A 5,721-nucleotide genomic window follows, 5' to 3' on the forward strand; every position below is an offset into this window, starting at 1 on the left:
GCCGCGCGCGATGGCGGCGCGGAGCACAGCGCAGGCGCCGGCGCGCGCCCTGGCGACGCCGAGTCTCCCGTGCTGGTCACCCATCCCGGCTTCCGGGGCCGCCCGCAGCCCGCCGAATATCCCAGCCGCGCGCTGGAGATGGGCCAGACCGGCAGCGTCACGCTGCGCGCCCTTGTCGCGCCGGATGGCGAGACACGGACCGTCCGGGTTCACCGCTCCTCCGGCGCCGCGCTGCTCGACCAGGCGGCGCTGGCGGCGGTGCGGCGCTGGCAGTTCCGCGCCGCCTCGGTCGGTGGCCGCCCCGTCCATGCCTGGGTCGAGGTGCAGGTGCATTTCCGGCTGCGCTAGGTGGCAAAGCGTGGCCTTGGCCTCTGGCGAGTTGTTGAGAATGATTCTAATTAACATTCGCAACACAACGTCACACAGGGTGTCCATGCTCCGCTCCTCCCTGCGACTGGCGCTGCTCGGCAGCTGCCTGGTCTTGCCTTTCCATGCGCCGGCGCTGGCCCAGGCCACCGCTGCCGATACGCCCGATGAGCCGGGGCAGGGGCTGGAGGCGCTGGCGCCGACCGTGCTGCCCGGCGTCAACACCACGGCCACCCGCAACACGCGGCTGCTCTTCGACACGCCGGCGGTGGTCGACATCATCTCCGGCCGCGATCTGGAACGCCGCATGGCGCGCGACATCCAGGACGTGTTCCGCTACACGCCCGGCGTCAGCGTCAACCAGCAGACCACCGGCACCGACCCGTTCGGCAGCCTGGGCGGCATCTCGGTGCGCGGCGTCGGCGGCAACCGCGTGCTGACCCTCATCGACGGCGCCCGCACCATGGAGCGCATCACCGACCAGACGCGCGATGTGGTCGAGCCCTGGCACCTCAAGCGGGTCGAGGTGCTGCGCGGCCCGGCCTCCACCCTCTGGGGCTCCGACGCGCTGGGCGGCGTGGTGCAGTATGTGACGCGCGACCCGGCCGACTACATCCAGCCCGGCCGCGACTGGGGGGCGGAGGCGGATTCCGACTACTCCACCCTCGACCAGGGCTGGCGCAGCCGCGTCACCGGCGCCTGGCGGGCCGGCGACTTCGAGGGGATGATCGCCTATCAGCGGCGCCAGGCGCATGAGCAGAGCCGCAACAACTCCCGCTCGCCCGACGGTATCTGGAACTGCACCCGCAACGCCGTGGCGCTGCCCTGCAACCGGCTGAACCCGGCCGACATCGCCTCGGATTCGCTGCTCGGCAAGCTGGTCTGGAACGCGGCGGCCAACAACCGCTTCCGCCTGACGGCCGAGAGCATGCAGCGCGTCACCACCGTGGACCAGCGCTACGACCTCGGCCCGGCGACGGGCGGCATCACCAACCTGTCGCGCGAGCGCAAGCAGTTCCTCGACCGCTACCGCGTCGGCCTCGACCAGGAATGGAGCCCGGGCTGGGGCTGGCTGGACACGCTGCGCTGGCAGGTGGGCTACCACCCGCAGGAGCTGCGCCGCACCGGCGTGCAGCTGCGCCGCCTGGCCAATGGCCAGCTCAGCCGCATCGACGAGGAACTGCAATACAGCGAGGAGTTCTGGCAGGGCGACCTGCAGCTGAATTCCTCTTTCAGCGTCCTCGGCATGCGGCACGCGCTGACCTATGGCGTGCAGGGCAGCTTCACCGAGACCGACTACCGCCGCCGCGACGTCACCACCAACCTGACGACCGGCGTGACGAGCATCGCCCGCGCCGGCGGCTTCAACTTCGCCAATGCCGACACGCGCCGCCTCGACGGCTACATCCAGGACGAGATCTCGGTCTTCGGCGAGCGGCTGACCGTGACGCCGGGGCTGCGCTACTCCACCTACCGCATCACGCCGCGGCCGGATGCGGATTACCGCGCCTCGCCCGGCGACGAGCCGCGCACGCTGGACGCCGACGACCTGGCGCTGAAGCTCGGCGCCGTGCTGCGGCTGGACGAGACCTGGTCGCTGTTCGGCAACTATGGCGAGGGCTTCAAGATGCCGACCGCCGAGCAGCTCTTCACCTCGCTGCCCGGCGCCACCTTCAACCTGGTGCCCAACCCCGAGCTGAAGCCGGAAAGCGTGCGCTCCTACGAGGCCGGCATCCGCATGCGGCTGCCGCGCGGCTATCTCAGCCTCTCGGCCTTCAACGCCCACTATGACGACTTCATCGAATCCCTGGTGAACATCGCGGGCACCGTCGACTACACCAGCCGCAACCTCTCCTCGGTCAAGGTCTGGGGCGTCGAGCTGTCCGGCGCCTATGAGGTGGCGCCGAACTGGACATTGCAGGCCGCGGCCTCCTGGCAGCGCGGCCGCCAGCGCGCGACGCCCGACAGCGCCAGCGTGCCCTTCGACGGCGCCCGGCCGCTGAAGGTTGTCTCCGGCGTCAACTGGACCCAGCCGGAATGGCGCACCAGCCTCGATGTCACCGGCACCTTCGCCGCCGCCGCCGACGAGGCCTCGACGCCGCAGCGCTACCGCACCCGCGCCTACCAGGTCTTCGACACCGTGGCGACCTGGCGGCCGGTCGAGAATGTCGAGCTGAACCTCGGCATCTTCAACCTGTTCGACGCCCGCTACATCCCGCAGGACGTCACCGGCTACGACCAGAGCCAGTTCGCCACCGCCGCGGTGAAGGCCTCGAACCCGATCGAGCTGCAGGTCGCGCCGGGGCGCTGGCTGCGCTTCGGGGCGCGGGTGATCTTCTAGGCCGGCAAGGCCGGGGGGGCGCAGCTCCCCCGGACCGGCTCAGTGCTCCTTGCACCACCAGGCATCGTCGCCATAGCCCTGGGCCGGCGCGCGGGCGGGCCAGGCATAGCGGTCCCGCACCGCCGTCAGCCGGCTCGGCTCGTGGTAGGCGGGCACGGTCAGCCACTGCCATTGCAGGGCGCGGTCCAGCAGCCGGGCGGCGAAGCGCATCTCGTCCGGCGTCCCGGCCCGCGCCAGCCGGTCCAGCAGCCGGTCGATGCCCGCTGACGACAGCCCGGACAGGTTGCTGGCGCCGCCGCTGCCCCAATAGCCGCGCTGCTCCTCGCCCGGCCAGGCGGAGCCGATGATGAAGCGGTAGATCAGGTCGAAATCGCGCCTGCGCTGCCGGTCGGTGAAGGCGGCGGCGTCCAGCACCTCCAGCCGCGGCTCGATGCCGATCCGCCGCAGGCCGCGGAACCACACGGTCAGCAGCGCCTGCTGCGCCGTCGACTGCGCCAGAACGCTGAAGCGGAGCGGCTCGCCTGTCGCGCGGTTCACCATGCGGCCGCGCGCGTCCAGCACCCAGCCGGCCTGCTCCAGCAGGGCGATGGCGCGCTCCAGCGCCGCGCGGTCGCGGCCGCTGCCATCGCTGGGCGGCGGCGCCCAGGCCGCCTCGAACGCCTCGGGCGGGAACAGCGCGGGGAACTCGGCCATGGCGGCGCGCTCGGCCGCGTCGGGCGGCTCGGTGGCGGCCATCGGCGAGTTGCTGAAATAGGAGGTGGTGCGGCGGAAGGCGCCGTGGAACAGCGCCTTGTTGGCCCAGTCGAAATCCAGCAGCCCGGCCAGCGCCTGGCGCACGCGGATGTCGTCGAACGGCGCGCGGCGCAGGTTGAAGGCGAAGCCGTTCATGCCGGTGACATACCAGTGCGGCTGCTCGAGCTTGCGCACCGCGCCGCTGCGCACCGCCTGGGCGTCATAGCCGGTGGCCCAGCGCCGCGGGTCCATCTCCCGCATCAGGTCGGCGCGGTCGGCCAGCACCGCTTCCAGCGCGGCCACGCGGTCGCGCAGGTAGAGCACCTCCATCCGCGCGATGGTCCAGCGCCCGCGTCCCGTCGGCATGTCGCGCGCCCACCAATCCCCGACTCGCTCGAAGGTGACGCGCCGCCCCGGCTCGACGGCGGCGACGCGATAGGGCCCGCTGCCCAGCGGCGGCTCCAGGGTCAGCGCGTTGAAGTCGCGGCCTTCCCAAGCATGCTTCGGCAGCACGAAGAGGGCACCCAGCCGCTGCATCCGCTCGCGCGCCTGGGCCGCGCTCGTGCCGGCCGGCAGGTGGAAGGCGACGGTGCGGCCATCGACCCGCTCCGGCCGGATTCCCGCCATGGCGCTGCGGAAATGCGGCCGGCCCTGGCTGCCCAGCAAGGTCGCGCTGAACAGCAGGTCCTCGGCGGTGACGGGTTTGCCGTCGTGCCAGCGCGCCTCCGCCCGCAGGGTGAAGCGGATGATGCCGGCCGCCATGTCCAGCTCGGCCTTCTCCGCCAGGTGGCCATAGGCGACCAGCGGCTCCTCCGGGCTCTCGACCATCAGCGTCTCGTAGACCCAGCTCCACACCCCCATGACGAAGCGGCCGCGCAGCGTGAAGGGGTTCAGCGTGTCGAAGCTGCCCTGCTGCACGCTGCGCAGGCCGCAGGCGCCGAGCGGCGCGTCCGGGTTCACATGCGGGAAGTGCGGGAAGCCTTCGGGCAGGGCGGGGGTGCCGTGCAGCGCGAAGGCATCCGTCCGCGCCAGCGCCGCCGGCGCCGGGGCCAGGAGGGCGAGCAGCGCCGCGGACAGCGCCTTGCCGAGCTTCCGCTTTCGCGGGTAAATGCGGTTGAGAGTCATTCGCATATTCTTTCCGCCCGCCGCCCAGACCGCAAGAGCCCCGCCGCATGCCGCTCCGCCTTCGCCATCCGTTGCTGCGCTACGCGGCGCGGCGCCTGCTGCTGGTGCCGCCGACCCTGCTGGCCATCCTGGTGATCAATGTCGGCGTCACCCAGCTGGCGCCGGGCGGGCCGGTCGAGCACCTGATCGCCCAGCTCACCCCCGGCAACGACACCTCCGGCGCGGCGGAGCGCGTGCTGGGCTCGCCCACCGCCCTGGCGCCCGACCTCGACCCGGCGATGCGCTACCGCGGCGCCGAGCGGCTGGACGCCGCCACCATCGCCGAGATCGAGCGGATGTTCGGCTTCGACCGCCCGCCGCTGGAACGGTTCTGGATGATGCTGCGGCGCTTCCTCAGCTTCGATCTCGGCCGCAGCCTGTTCCTCGACCGGCCGGTGGCCGAGCTGCTGTGGCAACGCCTGCCGGTCTCCGCCTCGCTCGGCGCCTGGTCCACCCTGCTGACCTATGGCATCGCCCTGCCGCTCGGCATCGTGCTGGCGGTGCGGCGGGGGACGGGGCTGGATCGCGGCGCGACCTTCGCCATCGCGCTCGCCCACGCCATTCCGGGGGTGGTGGTGGCGGTGGCGCTGCTGGTGCTCTTCGCCGGCGGCCGCGTCTTCGCCTGGTTCCCGACCGGCGGGCTGGTCTCCGCCCATTGGCAGGAGCTGCCCTGGGGCGCGCGCCTCCTCGACTGGCTCTGGCACCTGGTGCTGCCGGTCACCGCCCTGGTGCTGGGCGGCTTCGCCGGCCTGGCGCTGATGACCCGCAGCCTGTTCCTGGAGGAAGTCGGCAAGCCCTATGTCCAGCTGGCGCTGGCCAAGGGGCTGGCAGGCCGGCGCGTGCTGTTCCGCCATGTCTTTCCCAATGCCATGCTGGTGGTGCTGGCGGGCCTGCCCTCGGCGCTGATCGGGCTGCTGTTCGGCGGCGGGCTGCTGGTCGAGGTGGTGTTCGGCCTGGACGGCATCGGCCTGCTCGGCTTCGAGGCCATCAGCAGCCGCGACTACCCGGTGATCTTCGGCACGCTCTGGCTGTTCACCCTGCTCGGCCTGGTGCTGCACCTGGCGGGCGACCTGCTGGCGGCGGCGCTCGACCCGCGCATCGGCTTCCAGGCGGCCGCC

At 72.2% G+C, this 5,721-nt stretch carries 4 protein-coding genes; 3 read left to right on the forward strand and 1 reads right to left on the reverse strand.

All coding sequences use genetic code 11. From position 1 onward, the window contains the following. Together HMPREF0731_RS09545 and HMPREF0731_RS09550 are read left to right on the forward strand one after the other, a co-directional pair. On the forward strand, positions 1-348 hold a 348-nt coding region (locus HMPREF0731_RS09545; protein ID WP_007003902.1), incomplete at its 5' end, for an energy transducer TonB. A gap of 85 nt (positions 349-433) precedes the next feature. Continuing rightward, entirely contained in the window at positions 434-2,707 is a 2,274-nt protein-coding gene (locus HMPREF0731_RS09550; RefSeq protein ID WP_007003903.1) for a TonB-dependent hemoglobin/transferrin/lactoferrin family receptor, read from the forward strand. A 39-nt stretch (positions 2,708-2,746) separates the two neighbouring features. Here the strand turns inward: HMPREF0731_RS09550 and HMPREF0731_RS09555 are convergent, their stop codons facing one another. Then, positions 2,747-4,570, reverse strand: coding sequence for an extracellular solute-binding protein (locus tag HMPREF0731_RS09555; RefSeq protein ID WP_083854484.1), 1,824 nt, complete (start codon positions 4,568-4,570; stop codon positions 2,747-2,749). A 41-nt stretch (positions 4,571-4,611) separates the two neighbouring features. Here HMPREF0731_RS09555 and HMPREF0731_RS09560 point away from each other — a divergent pair. Beyond that, on the forward strand, positions 4,612-5,721 hold a 1,110-nt coding region (locus HMPREF0731_RS09560), incomplete at its 3' end, for an ABC transporter permease subunit (protein ID WP_007003905.1).

Source organism: Pseudoroseomonas cervicalis ATCC 49957 (assembly GCF_000164635.1).
Taxonomy (GTDB): domain Bacteria; phylum Pseudomonadota; class Alphaproteobacteria; order Acetobacterales; family Acetobacteraceae; genus Pseudoroseomonas; species Pseudoroseomonas cervicalis.